Genomic DNA, 26,668 nt, shown 5'->3' on the forward strand with positions numbered 1-26,668 from the left:
CTACGCCGCACCTCCGACGCCGCGCGAGGCGCCCGGTCCGACCACCCGGGACTTCGCGGACCAGAAGCGCATCAGCGCGCCGGCGAGGATCGAGCCCAGCGCGCCGGCGGCGAGGTCGCCGAGCGTGTCCTCGTAGCCGACGAAGATCGAGGAGTCGATGAAGCGGTGCCCCGCCCACTCGCCCCACTCCCACAGGACGCCCGCCGTCGTCCCGAAGCAGGCGCAGAGCACGACCGCCGGGAGCAGCGGTCCGCGATCGCCCGCGACCGCCGGCACGACTCCGGCCCGCGCGGCGACGATGTAGGCCACCGCGGCGATCAGCCCGTTGAGCACGCAGTGCACGACCAGGTCCCACTGCGGCCAGGCCTCGTAGAGGCCGAGGACGCTGCTCCAGGACGCCACGAGCAGCGCGAGCCCGAAGAGGGCGTCGAGCGCCGGACGGATGCCGAGGAAGCGCGGCAGCACCAGCCCGATCGCCGCGAGCGCGAGCACCGCCACGTCCACCAGGTCCCAGCCGATCGCGGCCGCCACGATGCTCGCCGCCCCGATCGCGCGGATGCCGTCGGCCGTCCACTCCCCGCGGGTGCGCGGGGGCTCGAGGAAGGTCTCGACGAGGGCGGTGCCGCTCACGGGTTCGTGAAGCGCAGCACGGCCTGGACCGGCTCGTGGTCGGAGGGCGCCGCTCCCCCGTAGCGGACCGCGTTGATCCCCGCGGAGACGACCTCGAAGGCCCCCTGGCTGACGAGCAGCCAGTCGATCCGCTTGCCCGGCGCGGGCGGACGGTAGTTCGAGAAGGTGCTCCAGGAGTGGGTGAGGTGCTTCCCGGCGGTCTCCCACGCGTCGACGAGGCAGCCGTCGTCGAGGATCGTCCGATAGGGGACGGTGTCGACGTCGGTGTTGGTGTCGCCCATCACGATCGCGGGGCGTCCGAGCTCGAGGACGCGGCGGGCGATCAGCTCGGCGGAGCGCTGGCGCGAGCGCCGCGAGATGTGGTCGAAGTGGGTCGAGATCACGGTGAGCTCGCGGCTGGTCGCGTGATCGGTCAGCTCCGCGATCACGGCCGTGCGCGGGATGCGGTTGCCCCAGCTGCGCGAGCCGGCGACGTCCGGGGTGTCCGACAGGGCGAGCTGGGTCCAGTGCCGGACGGCGTAGCGGCTGCGGTCGACGAAGAGCATCACGCGCTCGCCGCCGCGGTCCGCGTCCCGGCCGAAGCCCATCGCCTCGAAGGAGGAGCCCAGCGCCTCGTGCACGGCGGCCGACTGGTCCGGCAGCGCCTCCTGCACGGCGAGGATCGAGGGGCGCTCCTGCTCCAGCACCCGCTGGACGAGCGGGCGGCGGCGGTCCCACTGGTCGACGGCGCGGGAGGTGAGGCGCGGCATCCGCCGGCGGATGTTGTAGGTCATCACGTGCAGATCGGGCGCCTCGGTCGGGCCGATCAGAGGCGTCGCGTCGGTCATCACTCCACCCTACGGGGGCGGATCGAGGTGCCACGGAGGCTTGCGGTGACCGCTCCCGGCCGCTCTACTTCGGACATGCCCCTCTCCCAGGACCTCACCGCTCTCGCCGACGAGCGCTTCGTCTCGCTCACCACGTTCCGGAAGTCCGGGGACGCCGTCTCGACCCCGGTCTGGATCGCCCGCGACGGCGACGAGCTGATCGTCACCACTCCCCGCCGCAGCGGCAAGGTGAAGCGCCTCCGCAACGACGCGCGGGTGACCCTCGTCCCCTGCGACCGCCGCGGCCGCGTCTCCGACTACGCGGTGCCGGTCGAGGCCGCCGCGGAGATCGACGCCGACCCCGGCGAGGTCGATCGCCTGGGCCGCGTGTTCCTGGCGAAGTACCGGCTCGAGTACCGCGTGTTCCTCCTGATCGAGGGCCTGGTCACCCGCGCCGACCGCACCCGCGTGATGCTCCGCGTCTCCGACCGCTGACCCGGCACCGCCCTACACCCCCGGAGGCTCCCGCCGGAAGGCCTGGGGGCCGCCGGTCCCGGGGTCTACCGTGGGGCGATCGCCGGTGCCCCTGCGCGCTTCCCGCGCGCGCTCCGGCGGCAGTCAGAAGGAGCACGCAATGAGCATCGGAGCAGGGATCTTCCTCCTCGTCGTCGGCGCGGTCCTCGCCTTCGCGGTGGACGTGCAGGTGTCCGGGATCGACCTGAGGCTGGTCGGCTACATCCTCATGGCGGCCGGAGCGGTCGGCCTGATCCTCGGGCTGGTCCTGCTGACGCGCCGCCGCCAGGCCGTCTCGACCACGCGCTCGGCCGTCGACCCGGCCAGCGGCGAGCAGGTCACCCGCCGCTCGAGCGAGAGCGACGGCCCGCTGATCTGATCGGCGGAACGACGAAGGGCGGGACCTCGCGGTCCCGCCCTTCGTCGTTCACGGCCCTACTCGGCGGGCTCGTCCGGCTCGCCGCCGGAGACGGTGTCGGTGTCGCCGCCACCGGAGGAGGTGTCCGTCCCGGTGCCGTCGGGGAGGTCCTCGGTCTTCTCGGTGTCCTCACCCGTGGTGCGGTCGGTGCTCATGGCGCTCTCCCTTCGCGTCGGCGACCTGCCGACCCTCCCACTCTGCTCCGCCCGCGCCTCGCGGGGCAGGGGGTAGCGGAGGCGGAGGGCGGCGTGGAAGGCGCCTACTCCTCGACGACGATGGTGGTGATGACCGGGTTCCGGCGGTGGCGGCGGGTCAGCCAGCGGCCGAGGGTGCGCGTGATCAGCGCCTCCATGGCCTCGAGCTCGACCGGCTTGCCCGCGGCCTGCAGGACGGCGTCGTCGATCGCCTTGCTCGCGTTGGCCTTCCAGCCCGGCTCCTCGACGAAGCCGCGGGTGAAGAACTCGACCGGCTCGCCGAGCGTGCCGCGGTCGAGGTCGGCGATGGCGAGGACCGTGATGGCCCCCTCCTCGGCGAGGACGATGCGGTCGTTCATCGCGTCCTCGGTGGCGACGCCCATCGTGGTGCCGTCGACCAGGATCTGGTCGGCCGGGATGCGCCCGCTGATGCGCGAGCGGCCCTTCACCAGGTCGATCGAGACGCCGTCCTCGATGACGAAGACGTCCTTCTCGTCGATCCCGGTGCGCGTCGCGATCGCCGCGTTCGCGGTGAGGTGGCGCCACTCGCCGTGCACGGGGAGCACCGCGGTGGGGCGGAGGATGTTGTAGCAGTAGGCGAGCTCGCCCGCGCTGGCGTGACCCGAGACGTGCACCTTGGCGTTGCCCTTGTGCACGACGGTGGCGCCCCAGCGGGTGAAGGCGTTGATGATCCGGTAGATCGCGTTCTCGTTGCCGGGGATCAGCGAGCTGGCCAGCAGCACGGTGTCGCCGGGGCCGATGTCGATGATGTGGTCCTTGTTGGCCATGCGCGAGAGCGCCGCCATCGGCTCGCCCTGCGAACCGGTGCAGATCATCACGATCTCGGTCGCGGGGAGCTTCTCGAGCACCTTCATGTCGACGACGAGGCCGGCCGGGATCTTGAGGTAGCCCAGGTCGGCGGCGATGCCCATGTTGCGGACCATCGAGCGGCCGACGAAGGCGACCTTGCGGCCGTGGCGCTGCGCGGCGTCGAGGACCTGCTGGATGCGGTGCACGTGGCTCGCGAAGCTGGACACGACGATGCGGCGCGGCGCGGTGCGGAACACCTGGTCGATCGCGGGGGCGAGGTCGCCCTCCGAGATCGCGAAGCCGGGGACGTCGGCGTTCGTGGAGTCGACCAGGAACAGGTCGACGCCCTCGTCGCCGAGGCGCGCGAAGCCGGGGAGGTCGGTGGTGCGCCCGTCGAGCGGGAACTGGTCCATCTTGAAGTCGCCCGTGTGCAGCACGAGGCCGGCCTCGGTGCGGATCGCGACGGCGAGCCCGTCCGGGATGGAGTGGTTCACGGCGAGGAACTCGAGGTCGAAGACGCCGGCGTCGATCCGGTCGCCCTCCTTCACCGGGCGCGTGCGCGGCGTGATGCGGTGCTCCTGCAGCTTCGCGCTGATCAGCGCGAGGGTGAAGGTCGAGGCGATGATCGGGATGTCGCCGCGCTCCTTGAGGAGGTAGGGCACGCCGCCGATGTGGTCCTCGTGGCCGTGGGTGAGGACGATGGCCTCGATGTCCTTCAGGCGCGAGCGGATCGCGGCGAAGTCGGGGAGGATCACGTCGATGCCGGGCTGGTTCTCCTCGGGGAAGAGGACGCCGCAGTCGACGATGAGCAGCTTGCCCTTGTGCTCGAAGACGGTCATGTTGCGGCCGATCTCGCCGAGGCCGCCGAGCGGAGTGATCCGCATGGCGCCCTTCTCGAGGGGCTTGGGCTTGGGGAGCTCGAGGTGGTGGCGGGCGGGCTTGGCGGTTCTGGCGTTTCTCATGCGGTTCTTCCGGGAGGGAGTGGCTGGACGCGGGCGCGCGGCGCAGGGTCCGACCGCGCGCCCGGTCGGGCCGCGGTGACGTGTCGCTCCGGCGCTGTGAGCGCTGTCGGGAGCGGGTGGAGGTGTGCGGGACGGGGCCGGGCGGGGCCGCTCTCAGCGGGCGGTGCCGTCCGTGCGGCGCGCTCTCGCGCACCGACCGTCCCGTACATCCTGCCAGCGTTCCCTGGGTCGCGGGTCCAGGAGGCGGGATCCGGACCTCGCAGGCGCTCAGGCGCGTGCGTCCTCCGGGGTCTCGGCGGCCTCCTCCGCCGCGCGGAGCACGCGCAAAGTGTTGCGTCCGGCCAGGTCGAGCAGCTCCGCGTCGCTCCAGCCGCGGTCGGCCAGCTCGGCGAGCAGGCGCGGGTAGCCCGAGACGTCGCCGAGCCCCTCGGGCAGGTCGGCGACGCCGTCGAAGTCGCTGCCGAGGCCGACGTGCCGGGACCCGACGGCCGCGCGGGCGGCGTCGACGTGGTCGGCGACCTGCGCGACGGTGACGAGCGGCGCCGGATGCGCGCGGCACCAGTGCTCGAAGGCGGCGAGCGCGGCGGGGTCGGCCACCGGGAACGCGGCCCGGTTCGCCCGCGCGGCGTCCTCGGGCGCCTCGGCGGGGCGGGGGGCGCGGGGCCAGGGCATCGACGTGGTGATCCCGAGCCCGGCGCGGGCTGCGTCCGCCTCGGCCGACCAGTCGGCGAAGGCGCGCGAGACGAACTGCGCGACGAAGGCGATCTGCAGCACTCCTCCGTTCGCGGCGAGCGCCGCGAGAGCCCGGGCGGAGACGTTGCGCGGGTGGGCGGCGACGTCCGCGACTCCGGAGTGGGAGTAGAGGACGGGAGCGGAGGTGGCGGCGAGCGCGGCGAGCTGGGTGCGCTCGGAGGTGTGCGAGAGGTCGACGACGACGCCGAGCCGGTTCAGCTCGCGCACGACGGCCACCCCGTCCGCCGTGAGCCCGCCCTCGACCGGGGTGCCGGTGGCGGCTTCCGCCCAGTCGAGGGAGCTGTTGTGCGTGAGCGTCATCGTCCGCACGCCCAGCCGGGCGAGCATCCGGAGCACGCCGAGGGAGGAGGCGACGGAGTGGCCGCCCTCGATCCCGAGGAAGGAGGCGATCCGGCCGGAGGCGACCGCCTGCTCCGCCTCCCGCACCGTGGTCACGATGCGCAGGTCGCGCGGGTGGGCGGCGGCGAACCGGTACGCGGCGTCGATCTGCTCCAGCGTCGCGGCCACCGCGTCGCCCTCGCTCTGCAGCGCCGAGACGAAGACCGACCAGACCTGCGCCGAGACGCCTCCCGCGCGCAGCCGCGGCAGGTCGGTGTGGAACTCCGGGCGGGGCCGGTCGAAGCCCTCGACGCGGTACCCCTCGTAGCGCCGCAGCCCGCAGAGCAGGTCGTTGTGCGTGTCGAGCAGCACCTCGCCCTCGAGGAGCCGGCGGAGGCGCTCGGCGCTCACGCGTCGTCGTCGGTGGGGATCGGTCCGACGCCGCGCCAGCGGGAGAACACCAGGGTCGTGTAGGTGTCGGCGACCACCGGATCGGAGGTGACGCAGTCGAGGACGAAGTCGCTCAGCTCGTCGGGGCTCGCGGCGACCACCTCGATCAGGTAGTCGTCCTCGCCCGCGACCAGCCACAGGTTCACCACCTGGGGCAGCTTCGACATCGCCTCGGCGAAGCGGGCGTTCTCGGCCCGCGAGTGCTCGCGCAGCTGGACGCGGAGGATCGCGCGGATGCCCTTGCCGAGCAGGCGCGCGTCGACCTCGGCGTGGAAGCCCGAGATGACTCCGCTCTCGATCAGCGCCCGCACCCGGGCCAGTGAGGAGGAGGGCGCGAGGCCGATCCGGTCGGCCAGCTCCTTGTTCGGGATGCGCCCGTCCTGCACCAGGACGTTGATGATCGCGCGGTCGACCTCGTCGAGCCGGACCGGCCTAATTATGTTCGGCAAGGGAGACACCTTTCGCGGGCGTGAGCCGCTTCTGTGCGGCCAGAGTGGGAATCGCTGTACAGGATACAGACCGTTTGCCTCAACGGGCATCGACGTGCAGACTTTCTGCGAGATCACCGAACGCATGCGCCAGTCCCCTCGATGACGCCGCACCCTCCCGACTCCCCCGAGTCTCCCGATGCACCACACACGAAGGGGTACCTCCTCCCATGAAACGGCTCCCGAAGCTCCTGATGGCGGCGGTCGCGATGACCGCGGCCGTCGGCCTGCTGTCCGCCTGCGGCACCGACTCGACGTCGTCGAGCCAGGCCGGCACGTCCTCCCACGTCCTCACCGTCGGCAAGCTGCTCCCCCTGCAGGCCGTCGATCCGCACAAGGTGAACGACGGCATGTCGAACGAGGTGCTCACCGCCGTCTTCGACGGCCTCTACACGCTCGACGCCGACGGCCAGATCGACCCGCTGATGGCGGAGAGCGTCGAGAAGTCCGACGACGGCCTGACCTACACCTTCACGATCCGCGACGCGTCGTGGAGCAACGGGACGCCGGTCACCGCGCAGGACTTCGAGTACTCGTGGAAGCGCCTGGTGAACCCGGCCACCGCGGCCCCGAACAGCAACGAGGCGGTCGCCGCCGGCATCAAGAACGCGAACGAGATCGTCAACGAGGGGATGGACTACACCCAGCTCGGCGTCACGGCGCTCGACGACAAGACCCTGCAGGTGCAGCTCGCCGCAGACGTGCCCTACTTCCAGGCGCTGCTGGTGCGGCCGGCGTTCCTCCCGGTGAACCAGGCCTACCTGGAGAGCGTGGGCGACACCTACGGCCAGACCCCCGAGACGACGATCTACAACGGGCCCTTCGTCTGGGACTCGTGGGACTTCGCGAACAACTTCTCGGTCGCCAGGAACGCCGACTACTGGAACGCCTCCGGCATCGACCTGGACGCGATCAAGTGGCAGGTCGTGAAGGACTCGCAGACCGCGGCGCTCCTCCAGGAGAGCGGCGACCTCGACTTCACCGAGATCTCCGGAAGCCTGATCGACCGCTACACCGACTCCCCCGAGCTGACCACGGCGCTCGAGGTGCACATGTGGTACTTCTACCCCAACCTCCAGAACCCGGCGCTCGCGAACGAGGACATCCGCACCGCGCTGGCCACCTCCTTCGACAAGGAGGCGCTCGCCGACGAGGTGCTGAAGAACGGCGCCCAGCCGGCCGACTACTTCGTCGGTCAGAACCTGGCGGTCGGACCCGACGGGAAGCAGTTCCGCGACACGGGCGGCAGCTACCTCGCCTACGACCTCGACGCGGCGCAGGCCGCCTGGACGAAGGGACTCGCCGCCCTGGGCACCGACTCCGTGAGCCTCACGCTCTCGTACTGGGACGACGAGGCCTCGATCGCGCAGGCCGAGTACGTCGCCTCGCAGTGGGAGGCGAACCTGCCCGGTCTGAGCATCGAGCTCACCAGCCAGCCCAAGGCGACGGCGAACGAGCAGGCCACGGCCGGCGACTTCGACCTCTACCTCTTCCGCTGGGGCCCCGACTACAAGGACCCGATGGCGTTCCTGGAGCTGCTGTCCTCCACCTCCGCCCGCGACTTCGGCGGCTACGCGAACCCGGAGTACGACTCGATCATCGCCGCGGCCCGCACCGCCGACATGCTCTCCCAGCCGGAGGCGCGCTGGCAGAGCCTGCACGACGCGGAGGACATCCTGATGGGCGACGTGGCGGTGATCCCGACCGTGCAGAACGGAATCGCGATGCTGATCAACCCCGCCGTGCAGGGCATGGAGGTCCGCAACGTGAGCCTGACCTGGAACTACCGCCTCGTCACGAAGGACGACTGATGCGGACCACCCCCCGAGAGGAGACGGCACGATGACCGCGACGAGGACCCTGCGCGAGCTGATGGAGTCCGGGAGCGTCCTGGCCCCCTGCGTCTTCGACTGCTCCTCCGCCCGAGCGGTCGAGCTGGCCGGCTTCGAGGCGATGCTGCTGAGCGGATCGGAGGTGTCGATGTCGATGAAGGGCATCCCCGACCTCGGACTGCTCTCGCTGGAGGAGCTCCTCTGGGCGGTGGAGCGGATCGTCGACATGTCGCCGCTGCCGCTCGCGGTCGACATCGAGGACGGCTTCGGCGCGAGTCCCCTGCAGGTGTACGAGACCTGCAGGCGGGTGGCCAAGGCAGGCGCGATGGCGGTGCTGATGGAGGACGAGTTCGAGCCCGGCTACGCCCGGGACGTCTCGGCCGACAACATGATCCCCCGCGAGGAGTACTACGCGAAGGTGCGGGCCGCCGTCCGCGCCGTCGAGGGCACCGACTGCATGGTGATCGCGCGCAGCAACTACGGCAGCGCGAACCTGGAGGAGGGCATCCAGCGGATGATCGACTGCGTCGCCCTCGGAGCGCACGCGACGGTCGTGGTCAACGTCACGACCCTCGCGGACGCCGCCGAGGTGGCCCGCCGGGTGCCGGGGCTGAAGATGTTCGCCGACATCAACGCCAAGCGCGGCCTCGAGCAGATGTCGTTCGCGCAGCTGGCGGAGCTGGGCTTCCAGCTGGTCACGATGCACTTCACGATGAAGGCGTCCATGGCCGGGATGATCGAGGCCGGCCGGGCGAACCTCGCCGAGATGGGCAACACCTACTCGAACGAGCTGATGCCGGAGGAGTACCCGGGCCACAGCGGCATGGCGTTCTTCGCCGCGCAGGAGCTGCTCGACCTCGAGTCGGAGTTCTCGGGCCGCGTCCAGTCGTTCAACGACCCTCGGACCGTGCACGCGGCCCCGGCCGGCTGAGCGCGACCGCACCTCTGCAGGGCCGTCCGCCCGCGCCTCGAGCGCGGCGGGCGGCCCTTCGTCGTGCGCGGGGCGCGAGGGGCGCGGCGCCGAACATCGTTCGGCCGAGAGCCCTCACTGCCGCACGCAGCCGAATCCGCTTCGGCAGCAGCGTCGCATCGGCGCTTCTGTTCGGCTGACTTGCCGCTCGCCCGCGTTCTATGCAGACTTAAGCCACTACCACCGAACGACCGAGGCTCCGAAGCCGGATCAACGAAAGAGACTCACTCCCATGACTGAACTGGCACAGACGAGCGGAACCGCCTCGATCGGCTCCTCTCAGCCCGACTTCGTCGAGATCGACGGCTTCACGCTCACGATCGAGGACATCGCGCTCGTCGCCCGCGGGCTCTCGGACGGCACGTTCCCCGAGGTCGTCCTCAGCGACGAGGCCCGCCGGGTCACGAACGAGGCCCGCGCCTACGTCGACGAGCACTTCCTCGCCCCCGACGCCCCCGCCATCTACGGCATCAACACCGGGCTCGGCCGGCTGATGGACGTCCGCGTCCCCGCCGAGGACCAGGCCCGCTTCCAGCGCCTGGTCATCAACTCCCACTCCGCCGGAGTCGGCGAGCCGCTCCCCCTCGACGAGACCCGCGCGCTGCTGCTGCTGCGCACCAACGCGATCGCCAAGGGCATGTCGGGCGTGCGGATCGAGTGCATCGACCGCCTGATCGCGATGCTCAACGCCGACGTCCTCCCGGTCATCCCGGGCCAGGGCTCGGTCGGCGCCTCGGGCGACCTCGCCCCCCTCGCGCACATGGTCAGCGTGATGGTCGGCCACGAGAAGGCCGAGGCCTACCACCGCGGCGTGCGGATGCCCGCCGTCGAGGCCCTCACTGCGGCCGGACTCGCCACCGAGTTCGAGCTCAAGCCCAAGGACGTCCTCGCCCTGATCAACGGCTCCACCATCTCGCTCGCCACCGCCTGCCTCGCCCTGCACGACGCGTGGAGCCTCACCCGCCAGGCGGACGTGGCCCTCTCGCTCTCGCTCGAGGCGATCCGCGGCGAGCTCGACGCGTTCGACGAGCGCATCCACCTCGCCCGCAACGCCCCCGGCCAGGTCGACGTGGCCGCGAACGTCCGCGCCCTCACCGCGGGCAGCGAGCGCACCGTCGAGGAGGCGCGCCGCCTCCGCCTCCCGGACGAGCAGCGCGTCGGCGGCGTCTACAAGCCGCGCGTGCAGGACGCCTACTCGCTGCGCTGCGCGCCGCAGGTGCACGGCACGACCCGCGAGTCGCTCCTGTTCGCGCAGACGCTGCTGGTGCGCGAGGCCAACGCCGCGACCGACAACCCGCTGGTGCTCCCGGACGGCGAGGGCGGCTACGACGTCCTCTCCGGCGGCAACTTCCACGGCGAGCCGATCGGCGTCGCGGCCGACCTCATCGCGATCGCGGTCGCCGAGATCGGCGCCATCTCGGAGCGCCGCTCGTTCCGCCTCACCGACCCCAACCTCAGCTACGGCCTGCCGCTCAACCTCGTCGGCGGCCAGCTCGGCCTCAACACGGGCTTCTCGATCGTGCACTGCGCGGCGGCCGCCATCGCCTCCGAGAACAAGGTGCTGTGCTTCCCCTCCGTCGTCGACTCGATCCCGACGAAGGCGAACCAGGAGGACCACGTCTCGATGTGCACCTTCTCCTCGCGGAAGGCGCGCAGCATCATCCACAACACGCAGGTGATCCTCGGAGTGGAGTTCATCCTCGCCACCCAGGGCATCGACCTCGCGTCGCCGCACCTGGAGGACCGGGCGCTCGGCGAGGGCAGCACGGCCGCCTACGAGGCGGTCCGCTCGATCGTGCCGATGACCCGCGAGGACATCTACCAGTCGGAGCAGATGATCAACGCGCAGGCGATGGTCGTGCTCGGCACCGTCCTCACCGCCGTCGAGGCGCGCATCGGAGCCGTGCGGTGACCGCGGGCGGGACGGTCGTCCACGGCCGCGTCGTCACGCCGGGCGCCGTGATCGAGGACGGGGCGGTGGTCGTCGAGGACGGCCGCATCGCCGCCGTGCTCGGCGGACGCGAAGCGGCGCGCGCCCTCGCGGAGGCCTCGGTCGTGATCGGCGGCGCGGGGATGCTCGTCCTGCCCGGCGCGGTCGACGCGCACGTCCACGCCTTCTCGGAGCCGGCCGAGACGTTCACCGCCGCGACCTCGGCCGCCGCCGCGGGCGGGGTGACCACGATCCTCGACATGCCCTACGACGCGGGCAGCCCGGTGAACACGGCCGCCGCCGTCGTCGCCAAGCGCGAGCGCCTCGAGCGCGAGGCCGTCGTCGACGTCGCCCTGCACGGCACGGTCCGCCCCGGGGACGGCGCGCGGGACGTGGCCGGGATGATCGACGAGGGCGTCTGCGGATTCAAGGTCTCGCTGTTCGAGACCGACCCGATCCGCTTCCCCCGCATCCCCTCCGACCAGCTGCTCGAGGCCTTCGCGATCATGGCTGAGCGCGGCGTCCGCGTCGGCGTGCACGCGGAGGACGGCGAGATCATCGGCGCGCTCGTCGCGGCGGCGAGGGCCGCGGGCCGCACCGCCCCCCTCGACCACGTCCGCAGCCGCCCGCCCGTGTCCGAGACCTCCTCGGTGGCGCTCGGGCTCGAGCTCGCCTCGGCGGCCGGCGTGCCCTTCCACATCTTCCACGCGAGCCTCCCCGGCACCGTCGAGCTCGTGACGGCGAGCGCCGCCCGCGGGCTCGACGCGACGCTGGAGACCTGCCCGCACTACCTCGTCCTCACCGAGGACGACATGGAGCGGCTCGGCGCCCTCGGCAAGATCAACCCGCCGCTGCGCACCGCCGAGCACGCCCGCGGGATGTGGGAGGCGCTCGCCGACGGCCGGATCGGCCTGGTGACCTCCGACCATGCGCCGTGGCCGCTGGCGAAGAAGAGCGCCGACGTGATCTTCGACAACGCCTCCGGAGCGCCCGGCGTGCAGACCCTGCTGCCGATCGTGATCGGCGCCGGCTACCTCGGCGGCCGCCTCTCGCTGCTGCGCGCCGCCGAGGTCCTCGCGACGAACCCCGCCCGCGCGTTCGGCCTCGGGCACCGCAAGGGCGCGATCGAGATGGGCCTGGACGCGGACTTCGCCGTCGTCGACCCCTCCGGCACGACCGTGATCGACGACACCCCGATGCTCTCGACCGCCACCTGGAGCCCCTACGCCGGGATGTCCTTCCCCGGCCGCCTCGAGACCACCGTCGTCCGCGGCACCCCCGTCTTCAGCCGGGCCGAGGGCCTGCTCGCGGAGCCGGGCGACGGACGCTTCGTCGCGAGGGCCGCCTGATGGGCGAGCAGTCCCTCCGCGCCTTCGTCGACGCGCTGCCCGCCGACGAGCTCGTCACCGTCGAGCGCACCGTCGACGCCCGCTTCGAGCTGGCGAGCGTGCTCGCGCTGCTGGACCGCGGCCCGGCCGTGCGCCTGACCTCGGTCGCCGGCTCGGCCCACCCGGTCGTCGGCAACGTGCTCTCCAGCCGCGAGCGGATCGCCCGCGCCGTCGGCTGCCGCGTCGACGAGCTGCTCGACCGGCTCACCGCCGCGGTCGCCGACCGCACCCCGGTGCGCGTGGTCGAGGACGCTCCGGTGCAGGCCGTGCGCCTGCCCGCCGCGTCCGTGTGGGAGGAGGTCGTCGCTCCGGTCTGGTTCGAGAAGGACTCCGGCGGCTACCTCACCGCCGGGCTCATCGTGGCGTTCGACCCGGTGACCGGGCACCGCAACGCCTCCTACGCGCGGATCAAGCCGCTCGACGCGACCACCGGCTTCGTCGGGATCGCGCCGAACCACCACCTCACCGCGCTCTCGCGCTCGGCCGCGGCCGTCGGCGGGCTCCCCGTCGCCGTGGTCCTCGGCGCGCACCCGGCCGTGCAGCTCGCCGCCTGCTGCTACCTCGCCCTGGGCGACGACGAGCTGGAGCACGCCGCGCACCTGCTCGGCGAGGAGGTGCGGGTCGCGCGGGCCACGACGAGCGACGTGCTCGTCCCCGCCGACGCGGAGATCGTGATCGAGGGGATCCTGCACGCCGACCGGCCGGTGCACGAGGGCCTCGTGAACGAGTACCACGGCATGTACGAGGACTACGGCGACGGGATCACCCTCGAGGTCACCGCCGTGACCCGCCGCGAGTCCCCCGAGGTCCAGGTGATCCTGCCCGGCCTCTCCTCGGAGCACAGCTACATCGCGGCGCTGCCCATCGCCGCCGGCATCCGGCACGCGCTGCGGAACGTCGGCTGCGACATCGTCGACGTGGCGGTCACGCACTCCGGCGGCGGCCGGGTCGACGTGGTGGTCGCGATCGCGAACGGCCGTCCGGGCACCGCCAAGCGCGTGATGTTCGGCGCGTTCGCGGCCGTCAGCATGGTCAAGCAGGTCACCGTCGTCGACTCCGACGTGGACGCCTGGGACATGGAGCACGTGCACTGGGCCCGGACGAGCCGGATGCGGTGGGACCGCGACCTGATGCTGGTCGACGGGGTCGCCACCGACCGCAACGTGCCGATGCAGGTCGGAGGCACCGTGACGAAGATCGGGATGGACGCGACCCGCAAGGAGGGCGACCGCGCCCTCGGCGCCGAGCTGGCCGTCCCGCCCGGGGACGTCCTCCGCCGCGTGCGCGACGCCCTCGTCGCCGACGGAGTCGCCCTCCGCCCCGCCGTCGTCGTGCACGGCTCCCTGGCCGACGACGGGGAGGACCCGCGATGACCCCCGACGTGCGCTTCCCCGACACCGGGCGGCTGGCCCTCGACCTCGACGAGATCGCCGGCCTCGTCGACTCCTCGCGCCCCGGCTGGAGCCGCGTGGCGATGACCGAGGTCGACACCGACTCCCGGCACTGGGTCGCCGAGCGGATGCGCTCCGCGGGCCTGGAGGTCCGGATCGACGGGATCGGCAACGTGATCGGCACCCTCGCCGGCACGGGAGCCGCCCGCCGCGCGATCGTGATCGGCTCGCACACGGACACGGTGGACGGCGGCGGGCGCTACGACGGCGTCGTCGGCGTGCTGGGCGCGATCGAGGTGGCGCGCCTGCTGCAGGAGTCGGGGATCCGGCTCCACCACGACCTGCGCGTCGTCGACTTCTACAACGAGGAGGCCAACCGCTTCGAGCTCTCCTGCCTGGGCAGCCGCGCGCTGGCCGGCTCCCTCACGGCCGAGCACCTCTCGGCGACCGACGACACCGGGCGCACCCTCGGCGCCGCCCTCGAAGCCGCCGGCTGGTCCGACCCGCTCTCGGGCACCCGCTGGAGCCCCGACGAGGTGCTCGGCTTCCTCGAGCTGCACATCGAGCAGGGCCCGGTCCTCGAGCGCGAGGGGCTGCCGCTCGGAGTCGTCACCTCGATCGCGGGCATCTCGCGGTTCCGCACCCTCTTCTCGGGCCGCCGCGACCACGCGGGCACCATGCCGATGGCGCTGCGGCACGACGCCGGCTGCGCCGCGGCCGGAGTGGTCCTCGCGGTCGAGCGCATCGCCTCCCGGGCCGCGGAGGCGGTCGGCACCGTCGGCTCCGTCACCTTCACTCCGGAGGCGACCAGCGTCGTCACCGAGAGCGCCCTGGTCACCGCGGAGTTCCGCAGCCCCGACCCCGGCTGGTTCACCCTCGCCCGCGAGCAGATCGCGGAGGCCGCGGCCTTTGAGGCGGCGGCGCGCGGCCTCGGCCACGAGGTGACGTGGCTGCCCTGGGAGCGCCCGACGGCCATCGACCCCCGCCTCGCGGACGGCATCGGCCGCTCCATCGAGCGCCTCGGCCACCCCGCCGCCCGCCTCTACAGCGGAGCCGGGCACGACGGGGTGCAGATGGCGAGACTGGGACCCATCGGCATGATCTTCATCCCCTCGCAGGACGGCCGCAGCCACTGCCCGGAGGAGTACACCGGGATCACGGATATCGCGGTGGGCGTGCACGCGCTCGCGCAGTCCGTGCTCACCCTCGACAAGGAAGGCCTCGCATGAACCGCACCCGCCAGGAGCCCCCCGGCCGCGTGATCGTCGCCATCACCGGCGCCTCCGGAGTCGGGATCGGGGTCCGCATCCTCGAGCTGCTGCGGATGGATCCGGGGCTGCGCAGCGACGTCATCGTCTCGAAGGCGGGCGCGATGACGCTCGACCAGGAGTGCGGCCTCACCCAGAAGCAGGTGGAGGCGCTCGCCGACACGGCCCACCGGCCCGCGCACATCGGCGCCTCCATCGCGTCGGGGTCCACGCCCGCCACGGCGATGGTGATCGCGCCCTGCACGATCAAGACCCTGAGCGGCATCGCCTACGGCCTCGCCGACAACCTGATCACGCGGGCGGCCGACGTCTGCCTCAAGGAGGGCGTGCCGACGCTCCTGATGGTGCGGGAGTCGCCGCTGCACCGCGGCCACCTCGCCGCGATGGACGCGGTGGCCCGCTCGGGCGGCATCATCGCGCCGCCGGTCCCCGCCTTCTACACGCGGCCCGCCTCGGTGGAGGAGATCATCGACTCCCTCGCCCGCCGCGCCCTGGTGCGCGTGGGGCTGACCCAGTTCCACGCCCGCTCCTGGGCCGGCATCCCCGAGGACGGCGAGCGCGCCGTGCTCGCCGAGGGGTCGAGCCGGTGACGAAGTACGTCGCCACCCGGCTGCTCACCTCGGTCTTCACGATCATCGCGATCGCGATCGTGATGTTCGCGCTGCTGCAGCTGCTCCCGGGCTCGCCCTTCAACAGCGAGAAGCTCGACGCGGTGCAGAAGGCGCTCCTCACGCAGAAGTACGGGCTCGACGAGCCGGTGCTGCTGCGGCTGGGCACCTACCTGGTGAACCTCGCCCGCGGCGACTTCGGCATCTCGTACAACCTCATCCCGGACTTCCCCGTCTCGGAGATGCTCGGCAGCCGCCTGCCCGTCACGATCCGCATCGGCCTGCAGGCCCTCGTCCTCGGCGTGGTGCTGGGCCTGCTGATCGGCATCGTCTCGGCGATCCGCCCGCGCGGCTGGTTCGACAACCTTTCGACGTTCGTCTCGGTGATCGCCTTCAGCGTCCCGTCGTTCGTCATCGCGCTGCTGCTGGTCTACTTCGTCGGCTTCGAGTGGAAGCTGCTGCCGATCCGGTACTCCGAGTCGGACCCCTTCACCTCGAGCGTGCTGCCGACGATCTCGCTCGCCGCCTACGTGATGGCGGTGACCGCCCGCTACGCCCGCTCCGAGATGCTCGACTGCCTCGAGAGCGACTACATCCTCCTGGCGAAGGCGAAGGGCATCGGCCCCTCCAAGGTGATCGGCCGGCACGCGCTGCGCAACACCCTGGTCTCGATCATCACGGTGCTCTCGCCGCTGCTGATCGGCCTGATCACCGGCTCCGTCGTCATCGAGCAGATCTTCGGAGCGCCGGGCCTGGGCCAGCTGCTGCTCACGGCGATCCAGAACGTCGACTACAACATCGTCATCGCGATCAGCCTCGTCTACAGCATCATCTACATCCTCGTGATGCTGCTCGTCGACGTGCTCTACGGACTGATCGACCCCCGCATCCGACTGGCAGGACAGGCAGCATGAGCGACCGCGTCTCCCCCACGGCCGGCCTCGACGCCGGCGTCCCGCCCGAGGGCCTGCGCCTCGTCTCGCCGGGCAACCGGCCCGCCGGGCCGCCGACCACCTCCACCCGCATCATCCGCGGCGGCGGCCGCGACATCGCCCGGCGCTTCCGCGCCAACTGGCCGGCGATGGTCGGCCTGGTGCTGCTGGTGGTCATCGTCGTGCTGAGCCTGGTGGTCCCCTTCTTCCCCGCAGCCGGAGGAGGAGCGGACGTCGGCTCGCGCTTCCTCCCGCCGCGCGTGCCGCTGCTCGAGGGCCTCGGGATCCTCGACGGCACCCACGACGGCCAGGACGCGTACGCCGCGGCGGGCCTGCCGCCCGGCACCTACTTCCTCTTCGGCACCGACGAGCTGGGCCGCGACGTGTGGTCGCGGGTCTGGAGCGGCACCCGCGTCTCGCTCCTGATCGCCGTGATCGCCTTCGCGATCGACGTGGTCATCGGCATGACCTACGGCCTGGTCTCGGGCTACTTCGGCGGTCGCACCGACTCGGCGATGCAGCGCGTGGTCGAGGTGCTCTCCGGCATCCCGCAGCTGGTGATCGTGACGCTCTTCGTGGTCGCCGTCGGGCCGGGCATCGGCGCCATCGTCTTCGGCCTCCTGCTGAGCAACTGGCTCGCGATGAGCCGCGTCAGCCGCGCGCAGGCGCTGCGCCAGAAGACGGAGGAGTACGTGCTCGCCTCGCGCACCCTCGGAGCGCGGGACAGCCGGATCGTGTTCGTCGAGATCCTCCCGAACATCATCGGCCCGATCGTGACGATGAGCATGTTCTCGATCCCGTCGGCGATCTTCACCGAGTCGTACCTGTCGTTCGTGGGCCTGGGCGTCCAGGCGCCGATGGCCTCGCTCGGCTCGCTCGTCAGCGTCGGCTACAAGTCGTTCCTCTCCTATCCGTTCCTCGTGATCGTCCCCGTGGTCGTGCTGGGCCTGCTCATGGTGGCGTTCACGCTCGTCGCCGACGGGTTGAAAGAGGCCACCGATCCGCGACTGTCCCACTCGAGAGGCCACTGACATGACCGAGAGCAGCACGGGCACGACCCGTCAGGACACGGCCGGACCGGAGCGCGGCAGGGTCCTCCTGTCGGTGCGCGATCTGGCGATCTCGTTCGACAACGAGGGCGGCAGCGTCGAGGCGATCCGCGGACTGGGCTTCGACCTGCACGAGGGCGAGGTGGTCGCGATCGTCGGCGAGTCCGGCAGCGGCAAGTCGGTCACGGCGCGCGCGATCCTCGGCCTGATGGCCCGCAACCAGCGGATCACCGCGGGCAGCATCGAGTTCTCGCACCGGAGCGACGACGGCACGGTGACCGCGAAGGACATCGCGGCGATGCCCGAGTCGGCGATCCGCCGCGAGATCTGCGGGCGCCGCATCGCGATGGTGTTCCAGGACGCCCTGACCTGCCTCGACCCGACGATGTCGGTCGGCAAGCAGGTGATGGAGGGGATCCAGGAGCACTTCGGGCTCGGCCGTCGCGAGGCGCGCGCCCGTGCCGTGGAGCTGCTCGGCGAGGTCGGCATCGACGATCCGGAGCGGCGGTTCAAGCAGTACCCCCACCAGCTCTCCGGAGGCATGTGCCAGCGGGTCAACATCGCCATCGCGCTGTCGTGCAACCCGGACGTGCTGATCTGCGACGAGCCGACGACCGCGCTCGACGTGACGATCCAGCTGCGGATCCTCGAGCTGCTGAAGCGCCTGCAGGCGGACCGCGGGCTCTCGGTGATCTTCATCACCCACGACCTCGGCGTCGTCGCGACCGTCGCCGACCACGTCAGCGTGATGTACGCCGGACGGATCATCGAGCAGGGCACCGCCGAGCAGGTCTTCTACGACCCGCGGCACCCCTACACCTGGGGCCTGCTCTCGGCGATGCCGGACCTGACCACCGACTCCCCCGAGCTGTTCGCCATCCCCGGCAGCCCGGCGAGCCTGGTGAACCGCGCGCCGGGAGACCCCTTCGCTCCGAGGAACCCGTTCGCGCTCGAGATCGACTTCGTCGAGGAGCCGCCCCTCTTCGACGTCGGCGGCGGGCACCGGGTCGCCTCGTGGCTCTGCCATCCCTCCGCTCCCCCGGTCGAGATGCCGGCGCCGCTGCGCGCCAAGATCGACGCCATGCTCGTCCCCAGTGAAGGACCGACCCCGTGACCGCACTCGCTCCGACGCCCGACTCCGCGCCCGCCCTGCTCTCGGTGCGCGGTCTCACCCAGGTGTTCCGGCTGGGCCGGCGGCACCACGTGACCGCGATCGGCGGCGTCGACTTCGAGATCCGGCGCGGCGAGACCTTCGGGCTGGTCGGCGAGTCCGGCAGCGGCAAGTCCACGATCGGCCGCTCGATCATCCGGCTGATCGACCCGACCGACGGCCAGGTCGTGCTCGCGGGCCGCACGATCAGCGGCCGGCTCGACGCCGCCCAGCGCGACCACCTGCGCTCCAGCATCCAGATGATCTTCCAGAACCCGATGTCGAGCCTCAATCCGCGCAAGACCGTCTTCGACATCGTCGCGCAGGGACTCACCACCCAGCGCCGGTACTCCTCGGCGGCCGAGCGCGACGAGAAGGTCTACGCGATCCTCGAGAAGGTCGGCCTCGACCGCTCCCACGCCGACCGCTACCCGCACCAGTTCTCGGGCGGCCAGCGGCAGCGCATCGGCATCGCCCGCGCGCTCGTGATGCAGCCCGACCTCGTGATCGCGGACGAGTGCGTCTCGGCGCTCGACGTCTCGATCCAGGCGCAGGTCGTGAACCTGATGCGCGCGCTCCAGGAGGAGCTCGGCACCGCGTACCTCTTCATCGCCCACGACCTCGCGATGGTGAAGTACATCTCCGACCGGATCGGCGTCATGCACAAGGGCCACCTGGTCGAGACGGGCACGACCGCCGAGATCTTCTCCGGCCCCGTGCACCCCTACACCCGCTCGCTGCTGCGCGCCGTGCTCTCGGCGGACCCGCGCGCGATGCGCCGCCGCGCCCCCTCCGAGCCGTACGACCCGGTCGCGCTCGGGATCGACTACTCGGCCGGGAGCGTCCACGAGCTCTCGCCGACCCACCGCGTCCTGACGACCCCGGAGGAGCTGGCGGCCTGGCGCGCGTGACGGCCGCCCGGCGTCAGGACTCGTCGGCCTCGAACCGCAGGGGCCGGTCGGCCACCGGCAGCCCGGAGCCGCGCACGGCGGCCTCGATCGCGGCGTGCCCGCCGTCGGGCGCGACGATCCGCAGGCCGTCCTCGGTCGCCCAGTAGGCGGTGACGCCGTGCTCCTCGACGAGGGTCGTGAGCAGCGCGGCGGTCCGCTCCTGCTCGCCGGGACCGACGGTGATCGCGGCCCAGGGACCGGAGATCTCGACCGGGGCGCCCCGCTCCGCGCCCGCAGCGTCCCGCAGGTCCTCCGCCGCCCGGACGATCGGGAGCAGCTCGGGCAGCCCGCCGGAGACGTCCTCGAAGGAGTCGAGGGCGAAGGCCCCCTCGCGGAGCGACGCGTGCAGCTCCAGGCCGCGGCCGAGGCCGTCGATCCGGTCGAGCAGGCCCGACGCGTCGACAGCGGGAGCGGGGCACTCGCCGGTCGGCTCCTCCGCGCCCGCGAAGGAGAGGGCGTTCCCGCCTGCGGACGTCGCCCGGAACGACCACAGCACCGGATCCGCGTACTCGGTCGCGCAGGCCGTCGCGAGGGCGTCGGCGAGCGCCGGCTCCTCGACCGCGACCCCGACCCACGAGGTCGGCGGGCCGAACGCCGGCGCCTCGACCCAGCGCTCGGCGCCGTCGAGGGAGACTCCGGGCACCGCGGCGACCTCGCTCGTCAGACGGTCGAAGCCGGCGTCGGGCCGTGCGAACGGCGTCTCGTCGATCGTCCAGACGAGGAGCGTCAGCCCGCCGGCGGCGAGGGCCGCGGCGAGGACGCCGGCGACGGGGAGGAGGAGGCGACGGGACACGCCCCCATCCTCGCTCCCCTCCTCCGCGGCGTCACGTGGACATCGGGCGAACGGACGGTGCGCCGGCGACGACGGCGCCCGCCTCGATCGAGCGCATCATCCGCGTGTTCACGGGCGACGGGTGGATCGAGTCGACCCGGACGCCGGTGCCCGCGACCTCGAGGGCCGCGCTCTTGGTGAGCCCGGCGATCCCGTGCTTCGAGGCGACGGAGGGGCTGAGGCCCGGGGCGCCGTCGAGACCGGCGACGGAGGAGGTGGTGATCACGCTGCCCCGCCCCTGCTCGATCATCCGCGGCAGCACGGAGCGGAGCCGGTGCCGGCCCGCTCCCAGCACGCTGGGCGGCGGCCGGCCGCCTGCCACGGGGGTCGACCTCCGCTGGGGGCAGGGGCTACAGGCGCAGTCCCGAGACGAGCGCGAGGAGCCCGTCCATCGACTCGACGACGAGAGGCGGGAGGTCGCCGCGCTCGGCGACGAAGGCGACCGCGAGCACGCCCGCTCCGGACGCGTCGGACTGCTCCCGCTCCGGCACAAGGCCCAGCGCGCGGGCCGCCGTCTCCGCTTGACTGGGGGCGACGCGCCGACCCTCGGCGCACCCGGGAGGCGACATGGCGAACCACCGTTTCGAGCTGCGGTCCGGCCGCGGGATGGGCGTCTCGGCGGCGGGCGATCCCGTCGCCGACCGGCTGGTGGTGTTCTGCCACCCCACTCCCGGAGCGGGCGGCTTCGACCCCGACCCCACTGTCACCGGCCCGTGGGGCCTGCACCTGCTGATCCTCGACCGCCCCGGCTACGGCGCCTCGGACCCGGTCGACGCCGCTCACGGCCGCGTCGAGGACCGCGCGGACGACCTCGCCGAGTACCTGCGCCGCTCCGAGCGCACCGCCCGCATGGTCGAGGGCGCCCGCTTCGGCAGCGTCGGCGTGGTCGGCTGGGGCTCCGGCGGCGCGTTCGCGCTCTCGCTCGCGGCCCGGCACCCCGACCTCGTGGACCGCCTCGCGCTGGTCGGCACCCCCGCGCCCCCGCAGGCCGGCGTGATCGTGCACCCCACCAGCGCGTGGGAGCGGCGCGAGACCCTCCGCGGGGAGGACGCCGACGCGATCGCCGCCGCCCTCCCGCAGACGCAGCCGGGCCTGGACGCGCTCGGGATCGACTCCGACGACCCGGTGCTCGCCACCCACGGCGGACTGCGCAACCGGCTGGAGCGGATGCTCGCCGAGGGCTGGCGGCAGGGCCCGAGCGGCGCCGCGACCGACCTCGCAGCGCTCCGCGACGGCTCCTGGGCCGACGACCTCGACCGGGTGACCGCCGAGACGCTCCTGGTCCACGGCGACGCGGACCCGGTGGCGAGCGCCGAGGACGGCCGCTGGTACCGCGGCCGCCTCGCCCGGGCGCGCACCGTGACGGTCGACGGAGCCGGCCGGCTGGCGCTGGTGCGCGAGTGGCGCCGGATCCTCGACCACGTCGCTCCGCTCGAGCGCGGGGCGGAGGGCCGATGAGCCGGCTGGGCGCGGGACCGCTCGTGCTCGTGTCGGCGATGGCGGTCTCGGGAGTCGTCCACCTGGTGCACCCGCGGACCTTCGACGCGGTGGTCCCGCGCGGGATGCCCGGCTCGGCGCGCGGCTGGGTCCTCGTCTCGGGAGCGGCGGAGCTGGTCTGCGCGGCCGCGACGCTGCACCCGCGGACCCGCGCGGCCGGCGGTCTCGCCTCCGCCGCCCTGATGGCCGCCGTCCTCCCCGGCAACGTGCAGATGGCGCGGGACGCCCGTCGGCCTCGGACCCGGGTGATCACGCTGCTGCGCCTCCCGCTCCAGATCCCGCTCGTGCTCTGGGGTCTTCAGGCGGCACGCAGCCGCTGACGCAAGCCCGCGCGGGCGCGGATCGCCCGCTGCTACCGTCCAGGCATGACCGACCAGAGCGCGGACGACCGCCACGACCAGCTGACCAGCGCCCCGAAGGCGACGGAGGCCGACGCGGCCCCGCGCATCGAGGTCTCCACCACCGAGGCCGGCGACACCCGCATCGACATCCGCGAGGACGCCGCGGTGCGTCCGGGCCGTGTCGACGAGAACGGCGACGAGCTCGACGAGAGCCGCGACGATGCCTGAGCGCCGCCGTGCCGCCCTCGTCTACAACCCCGTCAAGGTCGACCTGGAGTCCGTGAAGGCCGCTGTGAAGCGCGCCGAGGAGGCCGCCGGCTGGGAGGAGACGCTCTGGTACGAGACCTCCGTCGAGGACCCCGGAGCCGGTCAGACGAAGGAGGCCCTCGCCGCGGGCGCCGACGTCGTGATCGCGGCCGGCGGCGACGGGACGGTCCGCGTCGTGGCGGAGGCCCTTCGCGGCTCCGACGCCTCGCTCGCGCTGCTGCCCTCCGGCACCGGCAACCTGCTCGCCCGCAACCTGAACCTCACGCTCGACGACATCGACAACTCCCTGACCGTCGCGTTCTCCGGACAGGACCGGGCGATCGACGTCGGGATGATCGACATCGAGACCTCCACGGGCCGCGACCGCCACGCCTACGTCGTGATGGCGGGCCTCGGGATCGACGCGAAGATGCTCGCCAACACCGACGACGACCTCAAGAAGCGGGCCGGCTGGCTCGCCTACGTGGACGCGCTGCGGAAGGCCCTGCTCGACAAGAACCAGCTCGAGTTCCGCTACCGCCTCGACGGCTCGAAGACCCGCAAGGTGCGCGCGCACACGATCATCGTGGGCAACTGCGGCGCCCTGCCTGCGAACATCCTCCTGCTGCCGGACGCGGCCGTCGACGACGGCGAGTTCGACATCGTCCTGCTGCGCCCCGAGGGCTTCTTCGGCTGGGTGCAGATCATCTTCAAGGTGGTGTGGGAGAACGGCGTGCTCCGCCGCAGCGGCGTCGTCGGCAAGAAGCTGATGGGCCTGACCAAGGAGGTGTCGGCCCTGCGGTACGTGAAGGGCCGCGACCTCACGGTCCGCCTCGAGCACGCGCAGGAGATCGAGCTCGACGGCGATCCGTTCGGCTCGACCTCGGCGTTCCGCACCTGGATCGAGCCCGGCGGGCTGACGGTGCGCGTCCCGGCGTAGCGACGGCGGCGGCCGGGCGGATCCGCCCGGTCCGCCTCCCGCCGGGAGAGAGGATCGTCATCCCTCCCGGCGGAGGCGTCTGCTCCGAGCAGGGCGGTGCAGTGCGGCTTCGGGTACCGCACCCCATGCACCTGCATGAACACGGCGACTGTAGTGCGGAATCCGTCGCCGACGCAACGATCCACGCGACCCCGGCGGCTCGCATGGGTAGTTCCACCGTGCGATGCTCCGCGGCCACGACGGATTCCGCAGCTGACTCGCCCCGGCAGGAGCGCGATCGCCCGTCCGTCGATCGACGGGGCTTCTCCTCGGCACGGTGCCGACACGCGCACGAAACGCCCGCCCGCTAGCGTGCGGACATGACATTCCGTGCGTCAGCCGCGCTCTGCGCGCTCGTGGCCTCCTCCCTCCTCCTCGCACCCGCCGCCATCGCCTCCCCCGCCGCCCGCGCGGGAGCCGTCGACGAGGGCACCAGCGCCGGCGATCCCTACTTCCCCGGCCTCGGCAGCAGCGGCTTCGACGCCCTCACCTACAGCCTCGTCCTGAAGTACGATCCGGCGACCCGGGCCCTCGGCGGCAGGGCCGTGGTCACCCTCGCGCCCCAGAAGGACCTGCGCTCGCTCTCCTTCGACCTGACCGGCCTCACCGTCTCGAAGGTCACCGTCAACGCCGGGGGCGCCCGGTTCTCCCAGTCGGGGGACGAGCTGACCGTCACGCCCGCCCGGACCCTCCGGAAGGGCCTGCCCGCGCTGGTGAGCATCGACTACGCCGGGACCACCGGGAACCCCGTCGACGGCACCGGGGCCCCCTTCGGCTGGTGGTCGACGGACGACGGCGCCCTGGTCGCCAGCGAGCCGGACGGCGCCTCGACCTGGTACCCCGTCAACGACTCGCCCGCCGACAAGGCGCGCTACACCTTCAGCATCACGGTCCCGGAGGGCCGGACGGTGGTCGCGAACGGCCTGCCGGTCGGCTCCCCCACCACGTCGAAGGGGTGGACGACCTCGCGCTGGGTCGAGACCAGCCCGATGGCGAGCTACCTCGCCATGGTGAACATCGGCGACTACGACCTGGTCCGCTCCACCCAGGGCGGCGTGACGACCATCGACGCGATCGACCGGGACATCACCGGCGACACCCGCGCCCGCACCGAGGCGGCGCTCGCGAAGCAGGGCGCGATCATCGACTACTTCTCCTCCGTCTTCGGCCCGTACCCGTTCCGCTCGGCCGGAGCCGTGGTCGACGACGAGCGGATCGGCTACGCCCTCGAGACCCAGGGCCGCTCGTTCTACTCCGGCGGCGCGGACGAGTCGACCGTCGCGCACGAGACCGCGCACCAGTGGTACGGCGACAGCGTCACTCCGGAGACCTGGTCCGACATCTGGCTGAACGAGGGCTTCGCGACCTACGCCGAGTGGCTCTGGGAGGAGCACACCGGCGGCGCGAGCGTCACCGAGTCCGCCGCCCGGGTCGCCGCCGCTCCCGCCGACGACCCGTTCTGGTCGACCGCCGTCGCCGACCCCGGAGCCGCAGGCCTCTTCGATGCGCCCGTCTACGCCCGCGGCGGCCTGACGCTCGTCGCCCTCCGCGACCGGATCGGCGCGGACGCGTTCGGCGTGCTGCTGAAGCGCTGGGCCTCCGAGAACCGCTACTCGAACGCGACGACCGCCGACTTCCAGGCCCTGGCCGAGAACGTCTCCGGCTCCGACCTGGCGGACTTCTTCGACACCTGGCTGCGCACGCCGGAGAAGCCCGCCGGTCTCTGACCCCCGCATCGCCGCCGCGCGGCCGGGGTGTCAAGGAGGGACGGCAGGTCGGCCCGAGCCGATACCGTCCCTCCATGGGCTTCTTCGACCGCAACGACTCCTCGACCAGCGCCGCAGCGCCGCCGCCGAGCGCACCCGATCCGCAGCGGCGGGTCTGGAGCGACGGCCTCGGCCGGTTCGCCACCCGCTGCCTCCAGGTGGTCATCGTCCTCCTGCTGGCCTCGGTGCTCGTCTTCGCGATGACGCAGCTCACGCTGGTGCTCATCCCCGTGATGATCGCGCTCATCCTCGCCGCGGCGATCCACCCGGTCCTGGCGTGGATGCGGCGCAAGGGCGTGCCGTCGATCCTCGCGACCTGGCTGGCGCTGATCGGGCTGCTCGCGATCCTCGGCGCGGTCGGCTGGCTGATCACGGTCGCGGTCCGCAACCAGTGGGACGAGCTGGTCAGCAGCGCCTCCGACGGCATCACCTCGCTGCAGGACTACGTGCAGCACCTGCCGTTCCAGATCACCGACGAGCAGATCGAGTCCGCCCGCCAGTCGGTCGTCGACTTCCTCACCTCCAGCTCGTTCGGCAACGGCGCGCTCGCGGGCGTCTCCGCGGCGGCGAACTTCATCACCGGCCTCGTGCTGATGATCGTGGTGCTGTTCTTCTTCATGAAGGACGGCCCGAAGATCTGGGAGTTCCTCCTGCGCCCCTTCACCGGCTCGGGCTACGAGCGCGCCAAGCGCGTCGGGCACAAGACGGTCGACGTACTGGGCGGCTACGTCCGCGGAACGGCGACCGTCGCGGCGGTCGACGCGATCGGCATCGGAGTCGCGCTGGCGATCATCCAGGTGCCGCTGGCGATCCCGCTGGCCGTCATCGTCTTCCTCACCGCGTTCATCCCGATCGTCGGAGCCACGGCCGCCGGCATCCTCGCCGCTCTCGTCGCGCTGGTGGCCAACGGCCCGGTCGCCGCGCTGATCGTGATCCTGGTCGTCATCGGGGTCAACCAGCTCGAGGGCAACTTCCTCCAGCCGGTCGTGATGGCGCGCTCGCTGAAGCTGCACCCGCTGATCGTCCTGATCGCCCTGACCGTGGGCACCGTCCTCGCCGGCATCGTCGGCGCCGTGCTGGCCGTGCCGATCGCGGCCGTCGTCTGGGGCATCGTCTCGATCTGGAACGGGCCCTCCGACCCCGCCGAGCCCGCGCGGCAGAAGCGCGCCGAGACGGTCTAGGCCCCCGGGATCGTCG

General features: G+C 72.4%; 28 protein-coding genes. 19 read left to right on the plus strand and 9 right to left on the minus strand.

The features are described from left to right. Positions 1-630 carry a hypothetical protein gene (locus GSU40_RS13800; protein ID WP_104276268.1) on the minus strand — a complete coding sequence of 210 codons (630 nt, stop codon included), beginning with the start codon at positions 628-630 and terminating at the stop codon, positions 1-3. Then, positions 627-1,457 (minus strand): endonuclease/exonuclease/phosphatase family protein, encoded by an 831-nt coding sequence (locus GSU40_RS13805; RefSeq protein ID WP_160035343.1) that lies wholly within the window; start codon positions 1,455-1,457, stop codon positions 627-629. The genes GSU40_RS13800 and GSU40_RS13805 overlap by 4 nt, the downstream gene beginning before the upstream one ends. A gap of 75 nt (positions 1,458-1,532) precedes the next feature. Between GSU40_RS13805 and GSU40_RS13810 the strand changes: the two genes are divergently transcribed. Together GSU40_RS13810 and GSU40_RS13815 are read left to right on the plus strand one after the other, a co-directional pair. Next, positions 1,533-1,931: a PPOX class F420-dependent oxidoreductase gene (locus GSU40_RS13810; protein WP_104222923.1), complete on the plus strand. Its 399-nt coding sequence runs from the start codon at positions 1,533-1,535 to the stop codon at positions 1,929-1,931. Between the two features lie 139 nt (positions 1,932-2,070). Next, positions 2,071-2,328, plus strand: a complete 258-nt coding sequence (locus GSU40_RS13815; protein WP_104262774.1) for a DUF6458 family protein — start codon at positions 2,071-2,073, stop codon at positions 2,326-2,328. A 56-nt stretch (positions 2,329-2,384) separates the two neighbouring features. Here GSU40_RS13815 and GSU40_RS13820 read toward each other — a convergent pair whose 3' ends face one another. The 4 genes from GSU40_RS13820 to GSU40_RS13835 form a co-directional block, all read right to left on the minus strand. Then, complete coding sequence (locus tag GSU40_RS13820) at positions 2,385-2,522, minus strand: hypothetical protein (protein WP_159940924.1); 138 nt, start codon at positions 2,520-2,522, stop codon at positions 2,385-2,387. Between the two features lie 104 nt (positions 2,523-2,626). Further along, positions 2,627-4,255 (minus strand): ribonuclease J, encoded by a 1,629-nt coding sequence (locus tag GSU40_RS13825; RefSeq protein WP_208543406.1) that lies wholly within the window; start codon positions 4,253-4,255, stop codon positions 2,627-2,629. A 345-nt stretch (positions 4,256-4,600) separates the two neighbouring features. Next, on the minus strand, positions 4,601-5,815 hold the full coding sequence (locus GSU40_RS13830; protein WP_160035345.1) for a dipeptidase: 1,215 nt from the start codon (positions 5,813-5,815) through the stop codon (positions 4,601-4,603). Beyond that, positions 5,812-6,303 carry an Lrp/AsnC family transcriptional regulator gene (locus GSU40_RS13835; RefSeq protein WP_208543320.1) on the minus strand — a complete coding sequence of 164 codons (492 nt, stop codon included), beginning with the start codon at positions 6,301-6,303 and terminating at the stop codon, positions 5,812-5,814. Before GSU40_RS13835 ends, GSU40_RS13830 begins: the two co-directional genes overlap by 4 nt. Positions 6,304-6,512: 209 nt before the next feature. Here GSU40_RS13835 and GSU40_RS13840 point away from each other — a divergent pair, with 209 nt between their 5' ends. The 11 genes from GSU40_RS13840 to GSU40_RS13890 all read left to right on the plus strand — a co-directional run bounded on the left by GSU40_RS13840 (position 6,513) and on the right by GSU40_RS13890 (position 19,771). Next, entirely contained in the window at positions 6,513-8,153 is a 1,641-nt protein-coding gene (locus tag GSU40_RS13840; protein ID WP_104328801.1) for a peptide ABC transporter substrate-binding protein, read from the plus strand. A gap of 31 nt (positions 8,154-8,184) precedes the next feature. Continuing rightward, positions 8,185-9,105 (plus strand): isocitrate lyase/PEP mutase family protein, encoded by a 921-nt coding sequence (locus GSU40_RS13845; protein WP_104284021.1) that lies wholly within the window; start codon positions 8,185-8,187, stop codon positions 9,103-9,105. A gap of 271 nt (positions 9,106-9,376) precedes the next feature. Next, positions 9,377-11,056, plus strand: a complete 1,680-nt coding sequence (locus GSU40_RS13850) for a histidine ammonia-lyase (RefSeq protein WP_160035346.1) — start codon at positions 9,377-9,379, stop codon at positions 11,054-11,056. After that, positions 11,053-12,423: a dihydroorotase family protein gene (locus GSU40_RS13855; RefSeq protein WP_160035348.1), complete on the plus strand. Its 1,371-nt coding sequence runs from the start codon at positions 11,053-11,055 to the stop codon at positions 12,421-12,423. Before GSU40_RS13850 ends, GSU40_RS13855 begins: the two co-directional genes overlap by 4 nt. Continuing rightward, positions 12,423-13,835, plus strand: coding sequence for a UbiD family decarboxylase (locus GSU40_RS13860; protein ID WP_160035350.1), 1,413 nt, complete (start codon positions 12,423-12,425; stop codon positions 13,833-13,835). Before GSU40_RS13855 ends, GSU40_RS13860 begins: the two co-directional genes overlap by 1 nt. Then, positions 13,832-15,082 carry a M20 family metallo-hydrolase gene (locus GSU40_RS13865; protein WP_160035352.1) on the plus strand — a complete coding sequence of 417 codons (1,251 nt, stop codon included), beginning with the start codon at positions 13,832-13,834 and terminating at the stop codon, positions 15,080-15,082. Before GSU40_RS13860 ends, GSU40_RS13865 begins: the two co-directional genes overlap by 4 nt. After that, positions 15,079-15,711, plus strand: a complete 633-nt coding sequence (locus GSU40_RS13870; RefSeq protein ID WP_104238809.1) for a UbiX family flavin prenyltransferase — start codon at positions 15,079-15,081, stop codon at positions 15,709-15,711. The genes GSU40_RS13865 and GSU40_RS13870 overlap by 4 nt, the downstream gene beginning before the upstream one ends. Then, positions 15,708-16,643: an ABC transporter permease gene (locus GSU40_RS13875; protein ID WP_104249938.1), complete on the plus strand. Its 936-nt coding sequence runs from the start codon at positions 15,708-15,710 to the stop codon at positions 16,641-16,643. The genes GSU40_RS13870 and GSU40_RS13875 overlap by 4 nt, the downstream gene beginning before the upstream one ends. After that, entirely contained in the window at positions 16,640-17,692 is a 1,053-nt protein-coding gene (locus tag GSU40_RS13880) for an ABC transporter permease (RefSeq protein ID WP_160035354.1), read from the plus strand. Before GSU40_RS13875 ends, GSU40_RS13880 begins: the two co-directional genes overlap by 4 nt. A gap of 1 nt (position 17,693) precedes the next feature. After that, complete coding sequence (locus GSU40_RS13885) at positions 17,694-18,824, plus strand: ABC transporter ATP-binding protein (protein ID WP_160035356.1); 1,131 nt, start codon at positions 17,694-17,696, stop codon at positions 18,822-18,824. Continuing rightward, a complete protein-coding gene (locus GSU40_RS13890) occupies positions 18,821-19,771 on the plus strand; it encodes an ABC transporter ATP-binding protein (RefSeq protein ID WP_160035358.1) in 951 nt (316 codons plus the stop codon). The genes GSU40_RS13885 and GSU40_RS13890 overlap by 4 nt, the downstream gene beginning before the upstream one ends. Positions 19,772-19,784: 13 nt before the next feature. Here GSU40_RS13890 and GSU40_RS13895 read toward each other — a convergent pair whose 3' ends face one another. The 3 genes from GSU40_RS13895 to GSU40_RS13905 are packed head-to-tail and all read right to left on the minus strand — an operon-like array spanning position 19,785 to position 21,211. Continuing rightward, positions 19,785-20,603 (minus strand): hypothetical protein, encoded by an 819-nt coding sequence (locus GSU40_RS13895; RefSeq protein ID WP_160035360.1) that lies wholly within the window; start codon positions 20,601-20,603, stop codon positions 19,785-19,787. 31 nt (positions 20,604-20,634) lie between these two features. Then, complete coding sequence (locus GSU40_RS13900) at positions 20,635-20,964, minus strand: SDR family NAD(P)-dependent oxidoreductase (RefSeq protein WP_208543321.1); 330 nt, start codon at positions 20,962-20,964, stop codon at positions 20,635-20,637. Between the two features lie 28 nt (positions 20,965-20,992). Further along, a complete protein-coding gene (locus GSU40_RS13905; protein ID WP_160035362.1) occupies positions 20,993-21,211 on the minus strand; it encodes a hypothetical protein in 219 nt (72 codons plus the stop codon). Here GSU40_RS13905 and GSU40_RS13910 point away from each other — a divergent pair. The 6 genes from GSU40_RS13910 to GSU40_RS13935 all read left to right on the plus strand — a co-directional run bounded on the left by GSU40_RS13910 (position 21,210) and on the right by GSU40_RS13935 (position 26,652). Continuing rightward, entirely contained in the window at positions 21,210-22,100 is an 891-nt protein-coding gene (locus GSU40_RS13910; protein WP_104222928.1) for an alpha/beta hydrolase, read from the plus strand. The genes GSU40_RS13905 and GSU40_RS13910 overlap by 2 nt on opposite strands. After that, positions 22,097-22,459 (plus strand): hypothetical protein, encoded by a 363-nt coding sequence (locus tag GSU40_RS13915; protein ID WP_104222929.1) that lies wholly within the window; start codon positions 22,097-22,099, stop codon positions 22,457-22,459. The genes GSU40_RS13910 and GSU40_RS13915 overlap by 4 nt, the downstream gene beginning before the upstream one ends. Positions 22,460-22,504: 45 nt before the next feature. Next, positions 22,505-22,708 (plus strand): multidrug transporter, encoded by a 204-nt coding sequence (locus tag GSU40_RS13920; RefSeq protein ID WP_104222930.1) that lies wholly within the window; start codon positions 22,505-22,507, stop codon positions 22,706-22,708. Continuing rightward, positions 22,701-23,666 (plus strand): diacylglycerol kinase family protein, encoded by a 966-nt coding sequence (locus GSU40_RS13925; RefSeq protein WP_104222931.1) that lies wholly within the window; start codon positions 22,701-22,703, stop codon positions 23,664-23,666. The genes GSU40_RS13920 and GSU40_RS13925 overlap by 8 nt, the downstream gene beginning before the upstream one ends. A gap of 359 nt (positions 23,667-24,025) precedes the next feature. Further along, positions 24,026-25,432, plus strand: coding sequence for a M1 family metallopeptidase (locus tag GSU40_RS13930; protein ID WP_160035364.1), 1,407 nt, complete (start codon positions 24,026-24,028; stop codon positions 25,430-25,432). Positions 25,433-25,506: 74 nt separating this feature from the next. Further along, a complete protein-coding gene (locus tag GSU40_RS13935; protein WP_160035366.1) occupies positions 25,507-26,652 on the plus strand; it encodes an AI-2E family transporter in 1,146 nt (381 codons plus the stop codon). The last annotated feature ends 16 nt before the right edge of the window (positions 26,653-26,668 follow it).

It is taken from the genome of Rathayibacter sp. VKM Ac-2805, from assembly GCF_009834265.1.
In the GTDB taxonomy this organism is placed as follows: domain Bacteria; phylum Actinomycetota; class Actinomycetes; order Actinomycetales; family Microbacteriaceae; genus Rathayibacter.